Below are 20,779 nucleotides of genomic sequence, written 5' to 3'. Positions count from 1 at the left end.
GATATGAAAGCATATGGTATTTCAAAGTATAGTAAAGAAGGAAAACTGCAATTAGTTAATATACCAGAACAGAATATTAAGGAAAGTGAAGTTTTGGTAGAAATACACGCAGCAAGTATCAATCCGTTAGATGTCAAACTGAAAAGTGGTGAGTTTAAGTTGTTACTTCCATATAAATTTCCGTTGATTTTAGGACACGATGTCGCAGGAATTATTACAAAAGTGGGTTCAAAAGTTAGTGGTTTCAAAGTTGGCGATGAAATTTTTGCTCGTCCTGCCGATTTCAAAATCGGTGCGTTTGCCGAATACATTGCGGTCAATGAAAATGATGTCGCTTTGAAACCTAAAAACATTTCAATGGAAGAAGCCGCTTCCATTCCGTTGGTTGCTTTAACGGCTTGGCAAGCTTTCGTTGAAAAAGCAAAACTCAAAAAGGATCAAAAAGTATTTATACAGGCAGGTTCGGGTGGTGTCGGAACGATTGCTATTCAGTTGGCAAGACATTTGGGTGCGACTGTCGCCACAACGGCAAGTGCCGGTAATTTTGATTTTGTCAAAAGTCTTGGTGCTGATGTTGTTATTGATTACAAAACGCAAGATTTTGAAAAAATACTAAAAAATTATGATTTGGTATTGAACAGTCAAGATGAGAAAACATTGGAAAAGTCTTTGCGAATATTAAAACCAGGCGGAAAAGTTATTTCTATTTCAGGTCCTCCGGATACGGATTTTGCAAAAGAAGTAGGGTTGTCGTGGTTTATGAAAACAGCGATTTCTTTTTTGAGCAGAAAAGTGGGGAAACAAGCAAAAAAACTTGGTGTCGATTATTCGTTTCTTTTTATGCAAGCCAATGGAAAACAATTGTCAGAAATTGGAAAGCTGATTGAAACAGGTGTCATTCGTTCTGTCATTGATAAAGTTTTTCCATTTGAAGAAATGAACGAAGCAATGTCCTACGTTTCAAGTGGTCGTGCCAAAGGGAAAGTAATTGTTAAAGTCAAGTAGTTTGGCTGTCAATGTAGGATGTCGGTAAAGGAGCATCGGTAAATTGTATGAGTAGTGGCAGTTTGAGCGGGCTACAAACCTTGATATTTAGTATTTTGCCTGCCATTACTTATACAAAATGTTGTAGCTAGTGCTTGTTATTCCTTCATTCTTTTCACTTCAAATTTAAAAAAATCTTTAAGTCGATTAGTTCCGTATTGGTTTGCAATATTATCAAATGCCATCGCTGTTAAAAAGAACTCAATCGGTCCATAAGTTTTTGATGATGTAAATGTTCTCATAAACCAAATTGTAAATCGCCTTGTCCAATCTGGCAGGTGACTTATTTTAATTGGTTTATGCCACGCGTTCAATGCTAGTTCTGCTAATTCATTCTGAGTTAATATATCAGCTCCACCTACTGTTTCTTCCTTAGCGCCAGCAATCATCTTATCAACGCATACTTTTGCCAAATCTTCACCGTGAATTGGATTTAATTTGAATTTTCCGTCTCCAAATAAATAAACCCGACCAGCTTTTGCCATATTCAGAAAATCTTTCATGTCAGAAAAGAATCCATTTGGACGTAAAACACAATAATTGATTCTTGAACTTTTTAATTCATCAACAAATTTTTCTTTGGCTTCAAATATTTTTAGCTGTTTCAGCTTGTCTCCATTTATTGCTGAAATATATTCGAATGCTTCAACCTTATCTTTTAATGCCTCTTTCAATAAATTTGAATTTCCTTGATAGTCAACATCCATATAAGTCATTCCATCCTTTTGACGAGTGATACCAATTGAGGAAAAAATCCAATCAATATTATTTGTTATTCCCTTTATAGTATTGGGTTCTGTTATTTGACCTATGAAAAAATCGTCAACATTTTTAAATTTGTCTTTTTGGGCTTCTTTTCTAATCAAAACTCTTACCCAAAAACCTCTACTTTTAAGTTCCCTTACCAAAAATTGTCCTAAATATCCAGTTGCTCCTGCGACTAAAACTTTCTTTGTACTCATCTTTTTTATTACAAAGTTAGAGGTTACATATCTTCATTCTCTTGACTATCGTCAAGAACTTTTTTCTTTGTTGAATACCCTAGTTTTTATTCTACTCAAAGTTTCAGGAGATACACCTAAAAACGATGCAATATATTGTTGTGGAACACGCTGGAATAGTTCTCCCTTCGTATTTAATAAATCAATGTAGCGTTCTTCTGCTGATTTTGTCACAAATGATGCAATGACCTTTTGGCAAGTAATTAGTTCATTCTCTGTGGCTATTCTGGCAATCACTTCAAATTTGGGAACTTCTTTTAATAAAGTTTCGATTTGTGATTTCCTAAAAACAAATATCTCTGTTTGTTCAATTGCTTGATAATTTTCAATTGCGGGAATATTAAAAGTATAGCTCTCCCCAGCACATATAAATTGTCCTTCAGTATAAAAGAACGCTGTTTTATTGTTACCGTCCACATTATAAAAAAGTCTTACACACCCTTTTGTAACAAAATAGATTTCGTCCGATATTTTTCCTTCGGTAAAAAATATCTCATTCTTTTGATAGATTTTTTTATCTACAGCATCTTGAAGCAACTGAATTTCAGGTTCACTAAGCAGTGTATATACTTTTATATTTTCTATTAATCTATCCATACTTTCAAATATGCAAAGCTTTCTTTGCATTAGCTACAACTCGTAAATATACGTAATGCGTATTTTGTATTCTTAGAGCTATTTATTTGTTAATGATACAGCAAATTTATGAAATATCTAAAATCCAATATCAATATAACGGTGTTCTCCTTCTTTTTTTGGTCGCTTATGTGGAAAGAAAAGAAGTTAATCTCTTGTGTTTTCGTTTAATAGTATTTTTCCCCAATCGTTCAATTTCCAAAGTACCTCTACTAATTGTTTGCCAAGTGGGGTAAGAGAATATTCGACACGAGGCGGTAATTCATTGAAGTTTTTTTTGCTTAAAATTCCGTCCTGCTCCAATTCTTTCAGATGTTGGTTTAAAACACGTCTATCCACTTTTGCGATACCTCTTAGCATTTCGCTCGGACGTTTTTCGCCTTCGTTTATACGCCATACAATCGGGATTTTCCATTTACCGCTAATGGCATTAACAGCTATTTCCAGCGGGCAAATTTTTTCTTCTATCGCTCGTTCCTTTGTTTTCATAAAATTGACTTTTTTGTCCCATAGGGATAATTATATGCGGTATTGTGGTTCTGGATTTACTTTCAAAACTTTGCAAAAATAGTAAACAAGATATGAAAAAGTTAAAGCAACAAATAGAAGAACTAAATGAAAATTTAGCAAAACAACTTCCGACAGAAGTTTTAGAGGTATTCGGGAAATCTATTCAGGATTTGAAAACCAAGAACATCGAAGAAAACAGCGTTGCCACAGGCGATACGTTCCCTGATTTCAGCCTGCCAAATACAAACAATGAAATTCTAAAGTTACAAGAGCTTCTACAAAACGGAAAAGTGATTGTGGCTTTTTTTCGTGGCAGTTGGTGTCCTTATTGCAATCTTGAATTGAAAGCATTGCAGGAGAACCTAAAACAGATTATCGACAGAAAAGCAACACTTGTGGAAATCTCACCGCAAACGCCCGATTACAGTGAAGAATTAAAGGGTAATCACAATTTAGGTTTTGAACTATTGACGGACAAAAACAATGCTTTGGCTAAACAGGTTGGTATTTCATTCGGACTTCAGGATTATGTTATTCCTACTTATGGTAGTTTAGATATTGAGCTGTCAGAATACAACGGAAATGATAATAACGAATTGCCTGTTCCTGCCGTTTTCGTAATAGATACCAATGGTAGCATTACATACAAATTTGTTGATACCAATTATATGAACAGGATAAATATCAAAGAATTGATGGAGCAATTATGACAGAAAGAAAAGGAGCAAGAATTGCGTAATTATTTTTTTGGGGGGTAAATTTGCAACATCGAATTACAAACTATATCTTAGTAGTTCTTAAGTTAAGAGATCAATATAATTGATATATAGATGTTTACAGTGGTATGACATGATAGGAACTGTCGCTGCGACCACATTTATCCTTACCTCTTTGTGCAGTAGCTCATACTCCGCAATATAGTATGCCGGTTGCGAATGCAGGTATTCGTAGCGCTCGTACTTTTGTACTAGTATCTCGATGGAAGCAAGAAAAGCCATCAGCGGACAAGGAGATTTCCGAGTGTTAGAAACTTCGGAAATCTCGTAAGAACTCAACGTCAACGTTTCGAGCTTGTCTGAACGTGGCGAAGATTGCCTGGTGCGCTCGCTTGCTGATGGCTTTCATTTATTGTTATAGCTCTATTTTTCAAAAAGTACGCTGGTGGCTATTTCATAGAACGTATCACCCTTTTTTATAAAGAAAGGAGTTTCTCCCCAGGTTTCTCTAGAAATCATGTATAACGTAAATATATTTTTGGCAGGTATGGGATCAGTGCCTGCAGGACTAAATGCCATATTGGAATAGTTTGTTCCTCCATAGTTGAGCAAGGGCTGCCCAGTGCTACCGTTTACAAATTCGAATACGTAGTTGTGAGCATATTCAGGTAAAGGGTTTGGCAGACCATCGGGGAGGATGTGATATTCGGCTTGGTCAACGCTGTTTTTTACATTTTTGATCGTCCCAACCTCCTCGACCACTGTATTAAAATCGGCATCAAAATAACTTATGAAAACTTTGAGGTCCAGATTTTCAAATGGAATAAGGTCTTGGGCATAATTGGCTACTTTCACTTTGATATGTCCAGCCGGAGCCGGACTCTCGGTATCCTGTTCGCTCGGATCGATAAAAGAGACCGGGGCATCCATCGTAGGCTGGAATAGCATGTAGGTTTCTTTAGAACCGAGCTTCACATCGATCACTTTTTCCGCAACCACTTTTCCATTGCGGGTGTCATAGAATTCAAATTTTCCTTCACCTGCAACCACTCTGATGTTTTTCGAAAGTATATCCCATTCGATCGGACTTCCGTTGTATCTGGCTGCAATAAGAGCACCTGCTCCATTGTTTCGCAGTGCGGTTTTATCAGCATCAAAATATACATCGACAAATTCCAGGAATGAATTTACATACTCTGCTTTCTGACAGGAATATAAACCTATCGACAATAGGGCAATAACGATACTGTTTCTTATATATGCTTTCATCTGTTTATTTTTTGATCTTCAAACTCATTATTGATTTATTAAAAATTATAACTGACACTCAGACTGAAACGTCGACCATCTTTTTTACGGTAGGTAATGTTGTCGCCTTCTTCCTTATTATACTGGATAGATTTGCCTTCTTTTAATACATAAAGGTTGTTTTCATCTTGTTCGTAATCGTGTATGTTAACATAGTAACGCGTCCAATCGTCCAGTAGATTGGTCAGATTGAGTTTAACCTCCATTTTTTTCTTTAAGAAGCGGGCATAAAATTGGGCATCCAGCTGTTTTGGTGCCAATTCATACTCCACTCTTGCCATGTTAACATTGGCGAGGTTTGTACGATATCCACGATGATTGTAGCTTGCAGTAGCGCCAAAACAGTCTCCCCAATAGCCTAATGCCAAATTCAATAACCAGGGAGATTGGCCCATCAAAGGTCTGTCTTGGTTGGGATAACGCAGCTGGACACGTTCGGCTACCTGTGTTTCCGGATTATTGACCCACGTCCAGTGTGTCAATACATTGACCTTGGATTTGAGCAGTGTTCCGTTTGCGGATATAAACAGGTCTTCAGCCCAATCCTGATCGGATATAAAGCTGAAGTTTTTCCGGATCTCCAGTTCCAGTCCAAGATTTTTGGCATTTTCCATATTGGCAAATGTGTATGCATTGGTGGCTGGTTCGGATTGAACCAATTCGATGGGTTTATCCAACTTTTTGTGGTATCCTGTTAAGGAAATGATCTCACCCGGTGAAGGATACCATTCTAACCGTACATCCAAGTTGTCAATCAAGGTGGATTCTACATGTTCACCATGTACAGATCCATCTATTTCAAAATCATACATCCCAAAAAGACCAACCTCTCTAAAGTCAGGACGTATCAGAGTTTTCGAATAACTTCCGCGGATGTTGAATTCAGGTGTCAAACTATAGGTCGCATTAATCGAGGGAAGGAATCGCCAGTTATTTTCATTGACCCTGTTCTCTGCGGCTTCTATAGCGTTAGGGTCTGATTTACCAGGGCCGTGTTTTCTCTTATAGAGTTCCTCCTGTTTCGAATTTAAACCGAAATACTCGGCACGTACCCCATATACTAAGCGGAGTTTGTCCCAAAGTTTTTGATCGGCCATCAAATATAGTGCATGCGAACTCATATCTCCATTATAGTACCGCCCGCCCAGTGCATCTGCATAGTAATAAGCCTGGCCCTCGCCATTCCCGATGTTTTCGGTTGAGAAGACTTGCTCATAGCTTGCCTCTATCGTGGGGGCTTTCTGACTGGTACCCTCCACCCATGATCTTGTCCAGGGAGCAAATTTGAATACATCCAACGATCGCTTTTTTGACCATGCCTGATAGCCCAATTTGATCAGCGTAGACACCTGTTTACCTTCTCCAAATCTGCGCGAAAATGCCGCACTCCAATTGTAATCCGTTTCATCGATATTTGTCCACATGCGCCAGTCCTTGAAGGAAGCACCAGTTGAGGCTGTGGAATGAGTCATTAAACCCGGTGTCTGAAAATAAGGCTCGCCCGCAATTATTGTGGTTAATCTATAGGAGAGTTTACGCTCATCTAATATCTGCTGCTTGATTTTATTGATAGCAAACATCCCTTCGGCTTTTATCTTCCATTTTAGCTGGTATTCGCCAATTAACTGGTGCTGTTGCAAAGACATGGCTTCAGGCAATTGATAGACAATTTTAGTAGGTGTCGGAATAGACTCTTCACGAGCTTTCTGGATCGACTCATTGTAGTTGTCACTGTATGTACGCGCATACATATTTTTCAAGACGATCTTAAAATGTTGCCCCTGTAGTCCCATATTTGCGACCAAGCCCCCATTACTGTTAAACCGATAAGATGTGCCTGCACCGTTGTCACCAAGGCCTAAACTGTCTATATAGTGACCGGCAGGAGATTTTCTCACATTGTTGAAAGACACGATGTTTTGCTCATTTCTGAAATTTGCAGATGCCGTAAATCCAAAGCGGTTTCCATTCTTCAGATCGTAGACACGTCCGAGCGAGAAGCGGAAATTTTGATTTGGTGAACCTTTATATCGGTATAATCGCAAAGGATCATTGTTCAGCTTTTTGGATTGGGAAATGGCATCGAGGTCATTAAATTTAACATCATTTCCGAATTCTGCTGGATTGAGCGGGCTGGCGTTTAATTCGGGGTCGGTCAAATTGTAACCGGGAGGCGCATCCAGTTGTGATGATCTGCCGTTCCATACCCAGGTCTTCATTCCTTCAGGTATCTTGGCAGATTTATCGAAAAAGCCAAAGTACTCGCTGGTCTTTCGTTCGCCCAGACGATAGAAGTCTTTGCCTGTGGTACGAGAATTACCTCCTGTACCGTATTGAATACTGGTAAAATTCTGTTCAGGGATATCTATGGTATTTACCGACACCTGTCCACCGGAGAACTCGGCCGATACATCAGGTGTTGCCGTTTTGTTGACCACAACCGAACTTACCATCTCGGTAGGAATAATATCAAAGGAGAAATCGCGTCTATTCTGCGAAGTACTTGGTATGACTACACCATCCAACATGGCCTGGTTATAGCGATCGGACATTCCCCTTATAATTACACTTCGGTTGTTCACGGTTGTCAGCCCCGTCACACGCTTCAATACCTGCCCCATATCATTATCGGGTGTACGTGCAATCTGCTCGGCAGAGATACCATCGGTTACAGAAGCGGCATTTTTCTGTGTGGCATACAATCCGGCGACACTTTCTTTTTTGAAGCTTCCAGTTACGGTAGCCTGGCTCAGTTCGTTAGTGGCAGGGTTCAGTACAATATTAAGGCTGGTCAATTGCCCTGCCTTTACCTCTACCTGCGTGATGCGCTTGGTCTGGAAAGAGATATAACTTACTTCGATGGTGTAGTTACCGGGGGCGATACTGAAATTGTAGCTTCCATCCACACTGCTCTGTACAGTTTGGTTGGTCTGTAAAGTTTTAACGCTGGCACCGGGCAATGTTTCGCCACGGTCATCGAGTATCTTGCCGGAGATGCGGCCGGGCTGTTGGGGTACAGGGGCAGCCCTTGTCTCTGATTTACGTTTGACAATGATTTTTTTTTCTTTGACCGTAAATTTAAGTTGGGAGTTTTGTTCCAATTGGCTCAACACCGCTGCAAGATTATTGGTGCCTTTGTTGATGGACACGGATTTGTTGAGGAGGGTATTTGCATGTTGGTCCATCAATAGAAAAGCGTAACCTGTCTGCTTTTCTATATCTTCGAAAAGAACAGCCAGTGTCTTCTGTCCACTCGTTGCGATATAAGGCACATCTTTAATATTTTGTGCATGCCCCGCTGCCGAAAGTACCGTCAGGAAAATTGTATTAAGGAAAAATCCGATCGCTGTAAGCTTCATAAAGTATAAAAATTCATATGCTGTTGTGTTTTTTTTTGGACAGGAATGCTGTACCACATTGTATTTTTTCATATTTTTATCGAATACGTTTTTTAAGTTTTACTGATTTGAATGACGTTGTTAAGCCGGCATGGATCAGATGCCGGTTTTTTTTGGGGTGGTACCTGCCTGGCAAGTTTCCTACCGCTTGTGACTTTGGTCTATTTACATTGCTTTGTTACTGATTATATATATCACATCCTCTTCTTTTCTGAAATTTACGCCGCCTGCCATTTTGAGGTAATCGAGTACTTTGTCCAAAGGCTCATTGTCGAAGCTTGCCCACAATTGGCGACCGGCGATGTTTTTATCACTCAGTACGATTTTAACTCCGTACAGGATTTCGATTTTCCGGATAGCCTCCTCCAGTTTGGTATTTCTAAAAACCAGTTTATTGGTCATCCAACCATTAACAACAGTTTGATCGAAGTCTTGCCGGTATATCCGTCCCTCGCCGCGATCGTATAATAGCTGTTGCCCGGGGTGAAGCGCATAAGCGTGTTTGGGTTCGTTTTCCTTGGATACTTCCACCTTTCCGCTAAAAAGAGATATGCGGATATCTGGGCTGCCAGGAAAAGCGTTGATATTGAACGATGTTCCCAGTACTTTGGTTGTCAGTAATTCGGTGGTGACAAGGAACGGGCGTGAGGTATCCCGTTTTACTTCAAAAAAGGCTTCCCCCTCTAAAAATACCTGTCGCTTGCCAGCAGCAAATGTTGCAGGATAACGTAATTTGCTTTCTGGCGCCAGGTAAACCACAGTACTGTCTACCAGTGTCAGTTTGAGCTTCTGTCTCGGCAAGGTGGTTTTTTCGATATAAACGACTTCTTGCGGCTGGACATCGGATTGATATTTAAAAAAGTACAGTACGCATAAAAGAACTGCCGCAGCCGATGCTCCCCAATAATACCACAGTCTGTTCTGTTTCAGTTTTTCCTCCTGATAAGTCTCTGCTTCCGAAATGTCATACTTTTTCTTGGTTTTATGGAGTGCCTTTAATGCGGATTGTTCATCGCTGTCTTCTGTTCCGGCCAGCCATATAGTCTTTACTTGCTGGAACTCGCTTTCGTTTTCCTTTGAAAGGGCAATCCAGTCGGCGAGTTTTTCATTTTCATCCCATGTGGTCTGCTGTGCAAGGTAACGGGTAATGAGTAAGTATATTTCCTGATCGTCCATAGTATCTAGCTATGCCATTTTCTGGCTACTATATACGAAGAGCCACAGGCCGCTCTATCTCCTTACAATAAAAATGAAGATTAACAGAAAGATAACATGAAGAGGTGTTTTATGAACAAAAAGTTAAGGATGTATTTATTTAATATAAACACTGCTCTTTAAAAACAATAACGCACGGTACATGTGTGTTTTTACAGAATGGATGGAGATATCCAATAATACTGCTATTTCATCGTAGGTCAGTTTGTCATTCCTGTTCATCAAGAATACCATTTTTGTGCGTTGCGGTAGTTTGTTGATCAGATCTCTGATACGTTCGTCCAGTTGCTTATACTGTAAAATATTGTCCGGTTCGTAGTGGATACTATCGGCAATATCGATATGTTCTGTACGATCAGTTGTTCGTTCGTATAACTTATCCCTGTTGATTTCCCTTAGTATCTTGTTTTTTACAGAGGTGTAGAGATATGCAGCGATGGAAGTGGAAATATTCAGTCGTAGGCGATGTTCCCACAGATGTCCAAATATATTGCACACGATATCTTCCGCCGCATCGCTGGGATAGGGCATCAGGCTCTTTGCATAACGGAGAAGTCCGTGGTAATAGGTCAGGAACAACCGATCGAATGCAACGGTATCGCCCTCGGAAAGCCGCTGCAAAAGTTCTTGTTCCTGTATATCGGTTCTCTTTACCACTTTGCAAATCTAAGAGTTTAATGTTAGGGATATGTTAAGTCATATCGCGTCGTACTGATATTTCATTTTTGATAAATTGCTTGCTAACAATAACAATCAACCAATTAGATCGGTGTTAGGAAACCGTACCCGCCAGATTTAGCCGCGTATTTTCTTCCATCCACCTTATGGTAGAATAGAAATGCAGTTTTAACCAATAATTCTGTTAAAAAAACCTAACTTTAAAGATCAGCACTCAACAATATGGTTTTTAAAAAACTTGATTTTTGTAAAGCAGAACAGGAATTCAACTATTCTGAAAATGAAATGAATCGCAAAAGTAATTGTGTATGAATATGAGAAAAATTTTTCTGTTGGCCGTGGTAATGTTAAATACAACTCTGTATGGAAAGAGTTTTCCAGTAAACGGTGAACCCATTCAGCTGAAATGCGAGCATCTAGTTAATCCTATAGGGATAGACCTAAAGAATCCCCGGTTGATGTGGATGCTTTGCGATGATAGACCAGGGGCTATACAGACAGCTTATCAAGTAGTTGTGGATACCGACTCGATGAAAGTTGTTAAAAACCAAGGGCGAATTTGGGATAGCGGCAAACAGTCCAAAGCAGATATTCTCGTGTCCTATGCTGGACAAAAGCTGGCAGCGCAGACACGGTACTTTTGGAAGGTGACCGTATGGGATAAAGATGGAAAGGCAACACCATCGGGCGTAGCCATCTTTGAAACGGGCATGTTATATGCTAATAATTGGAAAGGAACATGGATCAGCGATAACCAGGATATCCATCATAAAGAAGCACCCTATTTCCGAAAGCAGTTTGATGTAAAAAAGAAGATCGAGTCCGCCCGGGCATATATAGCAGTAGCCGGATTATATGAGCTCTCCCTAAATGGCGAACGAGTAGGCGATCATCGACTGGATCCGATGTATACCCGTTTTGATAGACGTACCCTCTATGTAGTGCACGACGTGACCACCCAGCTTCAATCTGGCAAAAATGCGGTCGGCGTAGTTTTGGGGAATGGTTGGTACAACCACCAACCGCTTGCCGTCTGGGATTTTCACAATGCACCGTGGCGGGCAAGGCCGGCATTTTGTTTAGACCTTCGCATAGTCTATACGGATGGAACTGAAGAAACCATTGTGTCGGAACGTGATTGGAAAACATCATCTGGACCGATTACATCGAATAACATATATACAGGTGAACACTACGATGCACGCTTGGAGCAGGATGGCTGGGACAAACCGGATTTCGATGATGGGAAATGGCATGGTGTTCGATACCGAAGTGCCCCTTCGAATCATATTGTATCACAGCAGACTGTACCTATCCGCTTAGTGAAAAGCTACCGTGCGGCATCCATAAAGAAATTTGATGAGAAGACCTATGTTTTTGACATGGGACAGAATATGGCAGGCGTTACCCGTATAAATGTGAAGGGGCCTGAGGGAACCGTACTGAGGATAAAGCATGGCGAGCGCCTTTATGAAAACGGTCGATTGGATATGTCCAATATCGATGTATATTATCGCGGAGATAAAGAGAAAGATCCATTTCAGACCGATGTTGTCACACTTAGCGGGGAGAAGGAAGATGAATTTATGCCCACCTTCAACTATAAGGGCTTCCGCTATGTGGAAATCACCAGCAGTAATCCCATCGTACTCGATGAATCGAATCTAACTGCTTATTTTATGCACAGTGATGTGGATCCGGTAGGTCGGGGCAATACCTCTTCTCCATTGGTGAACGATCTTTGGAAAGTCACAAATAATGCCTATCTATCTAACTTGATGGGTTATCCGACTGATTGTCCGCAACGAGAAAAAAACGGATGGACGGGCGACGGGCATCTGGCGATTGAGACAGCATTATATAATTTTGATGGTATCACCGTGTATGAAAAATGGTTGGCAGACCATCGCGATGAGCAGCAACCGAATGGAGTATTGCCCGATATTATTCCGACCGGCGGGTGGGGATATGGCACCGCAAACGGGTTGGATTGGACGAGTACGATCGCCATTATTCCCTGGCAGGTGTATCTGTTCTATGGCGATAGCAGGCTTTTAGCAGATTGCTATGAAAATATAAAACGGTATGTCGATTATGTAGAACGTATCAGTCCAGGAGGACTGACGACGTTTGGACGGGGCGACTGGGTACCTGTAAAGGCACAATCCAATCTGGAGCTCACCTCATCTGTTTACTTTTATGTCGATGCCACTATTTTGGCTTCGGCAGCAAAACTGTTTGGCAAGGAGGAGGATTATAAAAAATATGATGCGCTTTGCAAAAAAATCAAAGATGCCATTAATCGAAAATTCCTAAATTATGAAACCGGAATATATGCTGATGGAACACAGACTGAATTGAGTGTGCCATTACATTGGGGGATTGTTCCGGAAGATATAAAGGCTAAGGTAGCCGCTAATCTGAACAAAAAAGTAGAAGAAACTAATTTTCATCTCGATGTAGGTGTGTTGGGCGCAAAGGCCTTGTTGAATGCACTGAAAAACAATGGATATGGGGAGACTGCATACAAGGTAGCGGTACAGGAGACCTATCCATCCTGGGGATGGTGGGTTGTGAATGGAGCAACGACATTGCTCGAAAACTGGGACCTAGACGCTAAAAGAGACATCTCGGATAACCATATGATGTTTGGGGAAATAGGAGGCTGGTTCTTTAAATCGATAGGAGGTATTCTGCCGGATCCAGCTCAACCAGGATTTAAGAATATTTTGCTTCAGCCTATATTTCCAAATGGATTGGATCAATCGGAAATTACGCATCGCTCACCCTACGGGGAGATTATCTCCAGCTGGAAAAGGAATAAAAAAACGGTTGTCTATGAAGTACAGATTCCTGCCAATTCCAGCGCGACATTCTATCCTCCTGAAAATGTTGAAGGTAGTCGTGATCTGATAAAATTAGTGGCTGGAAGGCATCAGTTAAAACTAAAACTAAAGTAAGTTTAGAAGTTGCGGTTAAATAAGGTATAAAGTGAATATATTTTCTGTAAGATTTTCTAGAAATACTAAAAAAATAGGCGTCTCAAAAGTCGAGACGCCTATTAAATTCAAAAAACCAAAATGTATTGATTAACAATATTCGTCAAACGCGGCAACAAGGTTGTCTGCGATCATTTGTGCAGGACGACCTTCAATCATATGCCTTTCAATCATATGTACCAATTGACCATCTTTAAATAAAGCCATCGCTGGAGAAGATGGTGGATAAGGCAGCATGTATTGACGGGCTTTATCGACAGCGTCTTTTTCCATTCCTGCGAATACAGTGACTAACTTATCGGGATGTTTTTCGTTTTTAACAGCTGCTTTAACCGCTGGACGTGCGTTGGCTGCAGCACATCCGCATACCGAATTGACCACTACGAAAACCGTTCCTTCCGAAGGGATTGCAGAATCAACTTCTTCAGTGGTCTTCAACTCTTGAAATCCTGCGTCTACTAATTCTTGACGCATAGGAGCTACTAAATATTCTGGATACATCTTCTATTAAATTAAAAAGTCAACATTTAAAAATTATCAGGATATCACATTCAACGTTTTATATTACTTCATCATGGATACCTAATACAAAGATAGGAGTTTGTGAGTCGTTGGTCAAGGTAATATCCTCAAGATAATGTCAATTTTGTGAAGAAAGCAAGTGGAATGTTTTGAAATGGTGTGTGTTTCAAGTAATTTTGCCTTTCTAAAATATTTAACGAATACATTATGTCATCATTAGAAACTACTTACGTTCCTTACAAAGTAAAAGAAATCTCTCTAGCAGAGTGGGGGCGAAAAGAAATAGAATTGGCTGAAGCAGAAATGCCCGGGCTAATGAGTTTGCGTGCAGAATTTGGTGCAGCGAAGCCATTAAAAGGTGCGCGCATTGCTGGGTGTCTTCACATGACAATTCAAACCGCTGTATTAATCGAAACCTTGGTTGAATTAGGGGCAGATGTAAGCTGGTCTTCATGTAATATTTTTTCGACGCAAGATCACGCTGCTGCTGCTATTGCTGCTGCTGGTATTCCGGTTTACGCCTGGAAGGGATTGACGGAAGAGGAGTTCAACTGGTGTATCGAGCAAACATTGTTTTTCGGTGAAGAACGTCAGCCCTTAAATATGATCTTGGATGATGGTGGAGATCTGACAAATATGGTGTTCGATAAATTTCCTGAATTAATTGATGGGATTAAGGGTTTGTCCGAAGAAACCACAACAGGTGTACACCGTCTGTATGAGCGGATGAAAAACGGTACACTGCATTTACCTGCTATTAATGTCAATGATTCGGTGACGAAATCTAAATTCGATAATAAATACGGATGTCGTGAATCCTTAGTAGATGCGATCCGTCGCGCAACAGACTTAATGTTAGCAGGCAAAGTGGCTGTAGTAGCGGGGTATGGAGACGTTGGAAAGGGATCTGCAGAGTCATTACGTTCTGCGGGTGTGCGTGTAATCGTAACTGAAATCGATCCGATATGTGCATTGCAGGCAGCAATGGAAGGCTTTGAAGTGAAAAAGTTCGCAGATGCGGTAAAGGAGGCGAATATTATCGTAACTACTACAGGTAACAAAGATATTGTCCGCGCGGAACATTTCAAGGCAATGAAAGATAAAGCAGTAGTTTGTAACATAGGGCACTTCGACAATGAAATTGATGTGGCTTGGCTTAATTCCAACTACGGCGACACCAAAATTGAGATCAAACCTCAAGTAGATAAATACACTATCGATGGGAAAGATATTATTTTATTAGCGGAGGGCCGCTTGGTTAATTTAGGTTGTGCTACAGGTCATCCATCTTTTGTCATGTCTAATTCGTTTACGAATCAGACGCTTGCACAGTTAGAAATCTGGACGAATACAGCAGCTTATGAAAACAAAGTATACACGTTGCCTAAGCATCTTGATGAGAAGGTAGCTCGCCTTCATTTAGCACATATTGGTGTAGAGTTGGATACATTAACCGAAGATCAGGCAGCTTACATTGGGGTGTCGGTAGATGGACCTTTCAAATCAGATGCCTACAGATACTAAGTCTGTGCCAGATTTGAACGCATAGTCGCTAAATAAAAACAGCCTTGTTCTACTGAGAAGCAAGGCTGTTTTTTAGTAGAACAAGACCTTTTTCTAGACGTTCATCACCCAAACCGGATACTATTGCATATTTCGCTTTCAAATCTTCCAGCTCCCGTTTCCATACTTCCATAAAATGTTCACGTTGATCAGGGAAATCCCGTAATGGATCATCCTGCCAGGGCAGATCGATGTCCATCAGAAGATAAAAGTCATAATGTCTTCGGGAAATTTCGTTTTTAACTTCTGGAGGTGTATTTCCAAAAAGGTGGTCGCACCATATCTTTATTGTCATGATCGTGACATCTGCTACCATGATATTGTTACGGCAAAGAGGGATTAGGGCTTCTTCTAGCGCGATTTGCCCATAAAACATATTAACTTCATCTTGTAACGTGTAATTATTGTGAAGATTTTTACAATAGTATCGCGCATATTCGGGTACACAAACCGTATCGTATTGTTCGGCTAAATAGCGAGCTATCGTTGATTTCCCTGTGGATTCGGGCCCTACTACGGCTATTTTCAATAGTTTTTTTTCCGTATCGTTCATATGTGAACAATAATACTGAAAATTTTGCTTTTGAAAGATTTTGGTATAGGAGGATTTTTAGGGGGTGAAGAAGCCATGCTTCAATTGTTATTACAATTAAAGATAAGCATGTAAGAAGAAGAGGCCGAGCGTTTGCTTATTGTACTACCCTGTTGGCACAGGCTGTACTAGCAAAGGACTCGGGTTTGGCCTTGAAAATAAATCCCATGCCCATAATGTAACCCATCGCTTCTTTTAGCGCTACATTGGATTGAAAATTCGGGTTGGTGTTGATGTCGGCGTGGACTTCGAGGTCGATGTGATATTGGTCAAGGAGAGGGCAGAGGTGATAGGCGATTTCTATCGATTTTTGTACCTCTATGAGCATCCGTTCTTTAATACTCATTCGGTGAGGTTTTTTGTCTCTTTGGATAAACATAAACCCTCCTTTGTGTTCACGTAAGAAAACGATGACGGTTGCAAACTCAACAATTCCTCGTTTTACCTGAGAATCGGTTCCTATGTAAACCTTGAGCTTGTTGCCTACATGTGCTTCTCTACTTATGATGTCCTCAACAGCTTCGTTGATCGGAATCCGTATGACTTCGCCATTGTATTTGTGCCATTCCATAACGTTGTTTTTTATGTGTTAAATTTAAAGTTATATTGTTCATTTTGTGTTAATTACATATTAATTTTTTACTGCTTCCCAATCGGTTTTATAAACTCCAAATTGGCTGAGCAAACTTATTTTTAGTCTTCCTTAATGCCGTATGCTAAATCTCCCGCGTCGCCCAGACCTGGTACAATGTAGGACTTACTGGTCAATTCGTTGTCGACGTCACCTATCCAAATTTGTGCTTCAGGTACAAAGGCCCTTACATGTTGAATACCTTCTTCAGATGCAATGATGGCAGCAATATGAAGTTCTTTGATATTGTATTCTGCCAAAAGCTCTTTACAGCACAAGACGAGCGTTCTTCCAGTGGCCAGCATTGGATCTGCCATAATGACGATCTTGTCGTCTAAATTTGGGGTGTTGAGGTATTTTTTATGAACTTCAAATTCACCACTTTTTTTGGTATGTCGATATGCCGCTATGAAACCACTATCAGCTTTATCAAATACATTTAAGAATCCTTGATGAAATGGTAAACCTGCACGAATAATGGTGGTAAGAACGGGGTAATCGACGAGTTGTTGTGTCTTGGCAAAACCTAAGGGTGTTTCTACTTCCTGAAGCTCATATTGAAATGTTTTGCTGATTTCATAGGCCATTAGCTCACCTATGCGTTCTAAGTTTTTACGAAAGCGTAATCTATCCTGTTGTATATGGACATCGCGCAATTCGGCTAAAAAATGATTAGCTATGCTGTTGTGTTGGGTGAGAATGTTTATCATAGCGTACGGATTTTAATTTCTACCAATTTAACAAAAAAATATCATTGAATGTTTATTTCAGGCGACATTATTGTATGGAATAATAAGAAGACGAACATTTTTAGTAAGTTTACATTTCACGAAGTAATATGGAGTTTCAATTAACATCTGAGTATAAGCCTACGGGGGATCAACCGCAGGCCATCAAGGAATTAGTGGCAGGCGTGAATGAAGGAGAACATTATCAAACGTTATTAGGGGTAACCGGATCTGGTAAAACATTCACGGTTGCCAACGTGATTCAACAAACCCAAAAGCCGACATTGATATTAAGTCACAATAAGACGTTAGCTGCGCAGCTTTATGGAGAGTTTAAGCAGTTTTTCCCGGAAAACTCTGTTCAGTACTTTGTTTCCTATTATGATTACTACCAACCTGAAGCCTTTATAGCCTCTTCAAATACATATATTGAGAAGGATTTGGCAATCAACGAAGAAATAGAGAAGTTGCGTTTAGCAACTACATCTGCGCTTATGTCGGGCCGTAGAGATGTGATTGTGGTTTCTTCTGTATCCTGTATATACGGTATGGGTAATCCAGAGGATTTCTCGCGTTCTATTTTTAGATTTGGCGTGGGAACTACCATTTCGCGTAATGCTTTCCTGCATAAACTAGTGGAAATTCTGTATTCCCGAACTACAACGGATTTTAAACGCGGAACTTTTCGGGTTAAAGGTGATACTGTAGATATATTCCCTGCTTATCTTGACCATGCTTATCGTATATCATTTTTTGGTGACGAAATTGACGAACTAAGCGAAATCGACCCAGGTAGCGGCAAGACATTGGCTAAACACGAGGCGCTGTCGTTATTTCCAGCTAATTTATTTGTGACACCTAAGGAGAAATTTACGGAGTCCATCTGGAGAATACAGGACGAATTGGTGCAGCGTAAAACACAATTGGAAGAAGAAGGGAAAATGCTGGAGGCCAAGCGGCTTGAAGAGCGTGTAAACTACGATCTAGAGATGATGCGCGAACTCGGGTACTGTTCGGGGATTGAAAACTATTCACGATTTTTTGACGGTAGACAACCCGGCATGAGACCCTTCTGTTTGCTAGATTACTTTCCCGAAGATTATTTGTTGGTTATCGACGAAAGTCACGTCACCTTACCGCAGCTTCGCGCGATGTATGGTGGGGATCGTTCGCGTAAAATTTCCTTGGTTGAGTACGGGTTCCGGTTACCCGCTGCACTCGATAACAGACCGTTAAACTTTCCCGAATTTGAATCATTAACGAATCAAACTATTTATGTATCGGCTACGCCAGGAGACTATGAATTACAACAGACCGAAGGGGTAGTGGTGGAGCAGGTAATCCGCCCGACAGGTTTATTAGATCCTATTATTGAGATAAAGCCTGCGGTGAATCAGGTTGATGATTTTCTTGAAGAGGTCGATAGAGCGATCAAAGAAGGGGGGCGGATTTTGGCGACTACATTAACAAAGCGGATGGCCGAGGAACTGACAAAATACATGAGTCGGCTTAATATAAAGGTACGTTATATCCATTCAGAAATTAAAACGTTGGAACGGGTAGAGATTTTAAGAGGATTACGACTCGGTGAGTTTGATGTATTAGTCGGGGTCAATCTTCTAAGGGAAGGCTTAGATTTACCGGAGGTGACGTTAGTTGCCATTTTGGATGCGGATAAGGAAGGGTTCTTGCGTTCCGAACGCTCACTTATCCAAACGATAGGTCGCGCCGCTCGTAACGATAAAGGACGTGTAATTATGTATGCGGATAAAGTGACAGAGAGTATGCGTATTACCATAGAGGAAACAAACCGACGAAGAGATAAGCAGATGGATTACAACCAAGAACATGGCATTACACCACGTACGGTGGGTAAGACGCGTGAAGAAATCCTCGAACAGACTTCTGTGGCTGATTACAAACCGGGAGAGGCAAAAGCCTATGTCGAGCCGGATGCAGGTTCGATACTGGCTGCAGATCCTTTGATGGAGTATATGAGTGAGAAGGATATGAAAAAGGCAGTGGACACAGTGCGTAAGCGGATGGAAAAAGCCGCTAAAGACATGGACTTTTTGGAAGCGGCTAAATTGCGGGATGAAATGTTTGCATTGGAAAAAATGTACACTGATCGCTTCGGATAATTGAAAATCCTCTATATATTTATGTTTTTCCAAAATATCAACGCAGATTTTTAATAAAATTTAAATGAAGAAGCCAATATTGGTTATCAAATTCGGTTCTGCCTCAATTACCACTAGTGGAGAAATAGATGAGCGGATCGTTTTGGAGATCGCAAGACAAACTGCACAACTGCAATCTATCTATAATATTGTACTGGTTTCCTCGGGAGCTGTCGCTGCTGGTAAGAAATATTTACCCAAATACAGTGGCACACTTTCAGAACGGAAAGCGGCCGCGGCTATTGGTAATCCGTTATTGGTACGAACGTATGCAACGTATTTTAAACCTTTTAAAATTGCGTTAGCGCAAAGTCTTTGCGAGCGGCATCATTTTGCCAATCGTGATCAGTTTCTTCAGCTAAAGAGCACATATGAGACACTTTGGCGCAATAATATTATTCCAATTGCGAATGAAAATGATGTCGTGAGTAACAAGGAACTCAAGTTTTCGGACAACGATGAGCTCGCTACGCTGATCGCTGTGGGGGTTGGTGCCGAACAGATTCTTTTCAGTACATCAGTTCCTGGGGTTTTGAATGCCCAAGGAGAGGTTATTCCCGAAATCAAGGTCATCGATAAGGATGCGCTAGCTTTAGCAAGCAAGGAGAAGTCGGCGGTCGGTCTTGGGGGGATGACTTCTAAATTGAATTTTGCCCGATTGGCCAATCAAATGGGTATTAAGGCCGTTATCTTTAGTATGCAAACCGAAAATGGTATATTGAAAGCTGTGAAAGGAGAGACTGGTACTGTATGTTATGCACAAAAGAAGAAACTATCTTCTCGCAATAAATGGTTGGCAAGTGGAAGTTTGATTTCAGGTCTGGTAACGGTAGATCAAGGAGCTATAAACGCTTTACAAAATAGAAAAAGCCTGTTGGCGGTAGGTGTGCGTAATGTCGTACAGGATTTTGAGGTTGGTGAGGTGTTTCAGATAGCAGATGAAGAAGGACTAATCCATGCGGTAGCAAAATCCAAATTGGATTCCGCTATACTTAAAAATGAAAAAAATAAAAAGAATTTAGAAATTGCACATGCGGATGATATTGTGCTTTTATAAA

The 20,779-nt window shown here is 40.6% G+C and carries 17 protein-coding genes; 6 read left to right on the top strand and 11 right to left on the bottom strand.

The genetic code is table 11. The features are described 5' to 3' along the window. Positions 1-3 precede the first annotated feature (3 nt). Positions 4-1,005, top strand: a complete 1,002-nt coding sequence (locus tag FAZ19_RS20890; protein ID WP_136822705.1) for an NADP-dependent oxidoreductase — start codon at positions 4-6, stop codon at positions 1,003-1,005. 137 nt (positions 1,006-1,142) lie between these two features. On the opposite strand, the gene FAZ19_RS20885 is transcribed toward FAZ19_RS20890, so the two are convergent. The 3 genes from FAZ19_RS20885 to FAZ19_RS20875 all read right to left on the bottom strand — a co-directional run bounded on the left by FAZ19_RS20885 (position 1,143) and on the right by FAZ19_RS20875 (position 3,170). Beyond that, a complete protein-coding gene (locus FAZ19_RS20885; protein WP_136822704.1) occupies positions 1,143-2,006 on the bottom strand; it encodes an SDR family oxidoreductase in 864 nt (287 codons plus the stop codon). 51 nt (positions 2,007-2,057) lie between these two features. Continuing rightward, positions 2,058-2,642 (bottom strand): Crp/Fnr family transcriptional regulator, encoded by a 585-nt coding sequence (locus FAZ19_RS20880; RefSeq protein WP_136822703.1) that lies wholly within the window; start codon positions 2,640-2,642, stop codon positions 2,058-2,060. A 186-nt stretch (positions 2,643-2,828) separates the two neighbouring features. Beyond that, positions 2,829-3,170, bottom strand: a complete 342-nt coding sequence (locus FAZ19_RS20875) for a winged helix-turn-helix transcriptional regulator (protein ID WP_136822702.1) — start codon at positions 3,168-3,170, stop codon at positions 2,829-2,831. 92 nt (positions 3,171-3,262) lie between these two features. On the opposite strand from FAZ19_RS20875, the gene FAZ19_RS20870 reads away from it, so the two are divergent. Continuing rightward, complete coding sequence (locus tag FAZ19_RS20870; protein ID WP_136822701.1) at positions 3,263-3,901, top strand: peroxiredoxin-like family protein; 639 nt, start codon at positions 3,263-3,265, stop codon at positions 3,899-3,901. A 429-nt stretch (positions 3,902-4,330) separates the two neighbouring features. On the opposite strand, the gene FAZ19_RS20865 is transcribed toward FAZ19_RS20870, so the two are convergent. The 4 genes from FAZ19_RS20865 to FAZ19_RS20850 all read right to left on the bottom strand — a co-directional run bounded on the left by FAZ19_RS20865 (position 4,331) and on the right by FAZ19_RS20850 (position 10,485). Continuing rightward, the gene (locus tag FAZ19_RS20865) at positions 4,331-5,176 is read right to left on the bottom strand and encodes a hypothetical protein (RefSeq protein WP_136822700.1); all 846 of its coding nucleotides are present in this window, start codon (positions 5,174-5,176) and stop codon (positions 4,331-4,333) included. A gap of 38 nt (positions 5,177-5,214) precedes the next feature. Beyond that, the gene (locus FAZ19_RS20860; protein WP_229707654.1) at positions 5,215-8,646 is read right to left on the bottom strand and encodes a TonB-dependent receptor; all 3,432 of its coding nucleotides are present in this window, start codon (positions 8,644-8,646) and stop codon (positions 5,215-5,217) included. 132 nt (positions 8,647-8,778) lie between these two features. Further along, positions 8,779-9,789 carry a FecR family protein gene (locus FAZ19_RS20855; protein WP_136822699.1) on the bottom strand — a complete coding sequence of 337 codons (1,011 nt, stop codon included), beginning with the start codon at positions 9,787-9,789 and terminating at the stop codon, positions 8,779-8,781. Positions 9,790-9,924: 135 nt separating this feature from the next. Next, on the bottom strand, positions 9,925-10,485 hold the full coding sequence (locus FAZ19_RS20850) for an RNA polymerase sigma-70 factor (RefSeq protein ID WP_169305729.1): 561 nt from the start codon (positions 10,483-10,485) through the stop codon (positions 9,925-9,927). Positions 10,486-10,820: 335 nt separating this feature from the next. On the opposite strand from FAZ19_RS20850, the gene FAZ19_RS20845 reads away from it, so the two are divergent. Continuing rightward, positions 10,821-13,466, top strand: coding sequence for an alpha-L-rhamnosidase (locus FAZ19_RS20845; RefSeq protein WP_136822697.1), 2,646 nt, complete (start codon positions 10,821-10,823; stop codon positions 13,464-13,466). Positions 13,467-13,595: 129 nt separating this feature from the next. On the opposite strand, the gene FAZ19_RS20840 is transcribed toward FAZ19_RS20845, so the two are convergent. Then, entirely contained in the window at positions 13,596-14,006 is a 411-nt protein-coding gene (locus FAZ19_RS20840) for a BrxA/BrxB family bacilliredoxin (protein ID WP_136822696.1), read from the bottom strand. Between the two features lie 228 nt (positions 14,007-14,234). Between FAZ19_RS20840 and ahcY the strand changes: the two genes are divergently transcribed. After that, positions 14,235-15,551: an adenosylhomocysteinase gene (gene ahcY, locus FAZ19_RS20835; protein ID WP_136822695.1), complete on the top strand. Its 1,317-nt coding sequence runs from the start codon at positions 14,235-14,237 to the stop codon at positions 15,549-15,551. A 49-nt stretch (positions 15,552-15,600) separates the two neighbouring features. Here the strand turns inward: ahcY and FAZ19_RS20830 are convergent, their stop codons facing one another. From FAZ19_RS20830 to upp, 3 genes are all read right to left on the bottom strand, one after another. Further along, positions 15,601-16,143: an AAA family ATPase gene (locus tag FAZ19_RS20830; RefSeq protein ID WP_136822694.1), complete on the bottom strand. Its 543-nt coding sequence runs from the start codon at positions 16,141-16,143 to the stop codon at positions 15,601-15,603. Between the two features lie 136 nt (positions 16,144-16,279). Next, complete coding sequence (locus FAZ19_RS20825; RefSeq protein WP_136822693.1) at positions 16,280-16,753, bottom strand: ribonuclease H-like YkuK family protein; 474 nt, start codon at positions 16,751-16,753, stop codon at positions 16,280-16,282. 122 nt (positions 16,754-16,875) lie between these two features. Further along, positions 16,876-17,523: a uracil phosphoribosyltransferase gene (gene upp / locus FAZ19_RS20820; protein ID WP_136822692.1), complete on the bottom strand. Its 648-nt coding sequence runs from the start codon at positions 17,521-17,523 to the stop codon at positions 16,876-16,878. Between the two features lie 128 nt (positions 17,524-17,651). Between upp and uvrB the strand changes: the two genes are divergently transcribed. Both uvrB and proB read left to right on the top strand, forming a co-directional pair. Next, positions 17,652-19,682: an excinuclease ABC subunit UvrB gene (gene uvrB, locus FAZ19_RS20815; protein ID WP_136822691.1), complete on the top strand. Its 2,031-nt coding sequence runs from the start codon at positions 17,652-17,654 to the stop codon at positions 19,680-19,682. Between the two features lie 64 nt (positions 19,683-19,746). Continuing rightward, a complete protein-coding gene (gene proB, locus FAZ19_RS20810; RefSeq protein ID WP_136822690.1) occupies positions 19,747-20,778 on the top strand; it encodes a glutamate 5-kinase in 1,032 nt (343 codons plus the stop codon). Position 20,779: the final 1 nt, after the last annotated feature.

This window comes from Sphingobacterium alkalisoli (assembly GCF_005049105.1).
Classification (GTDB): Bacteria; Bacteroidota; Bacteroidia; order Sphingobacteriales; family Sphingobacteriaceae; genus Sphingobacterium; species Sphingobacterium alkalisoli.
The sequence above is the reverse complement of the archived record's forward strand: the minus strand, read 5'-3'. Positions and strand labels throughout refer to the sequence as shown.